The organism is Arthrobacter sp. ZGTC412, from assembly GCF_002929215.1.
Classification (GTDB): domain Bacteria; phylum Actinomycetota; class Actinomycetes; order Actinomycetales; family Micrococcaceae; genus Arthrobacter.
In genome coordinates this window covers 1-550 of the sequence record NZ_PJII01000086.1, presented here as the reverse complement: position 1 = coordinate 550, position 550 = coordinate 1, and the positions used below count along the sequence as shown (strand labels likewise).

General features: G+C 66.0%; 1 pseudogene. It reads left to right on the top strand.

The annotated features are described in order from the left end of the window. Window positions 1-302: 302 nt before the first annotated feature. Window positions 303-550: pseudogene (locus CXQ88_RS22560) on the top strand (DUF320 domain-containing protein); the annotation flags it as partial.

Here is a 550-nt window from a genome sequence, read left to right as displayed (position 1 = left end):
TGACCCTTCGCCCGTCCCTGCCCAGGCACCGGCTGTCCCGGGTTCCGGTACGGGAAGCGGCACGACCGCTTCCGGTTCTTCCGGGTCTGCGGCGTGGCTGAGCGCTTTCAATTTTGATCTTCCTGTTCCCGGTGCTGTCAGCGCCGGGGAAACCTCTGAGCACGTCCCCGCACCGGTGTCCCTGGACCCCGGTTCCTCTCCTGACTAGTTGAGACCCGTCTGCCCCCTTTTGTGGCAGAACGCGGCATTCCGGGTTGCTGAAACAAGCACCCCTCACCTCAACTTTTTCAGGAGACATCATCATGAGTTCGAACCTTCGCAGGGGGATGCTTGGCACCCTCTTTGCCGGCGGGCTTCTAGCCTTCGGCTGCACCGCGGCCAACGCCGCGGACACCACCAGCGGTCCGGATCTTTCCGGCTCCGCCCTCATCTCGGCGGCGGCGTCCGCTGACACGGCGTCGTTGGGCCTGCTGGGTGGCCCAACGCCGTCGGAGTCAACGGCCGTCGCCGCCGTAGTCAACGCCGCAGTGGACCTCGGAGCCGTCACCGG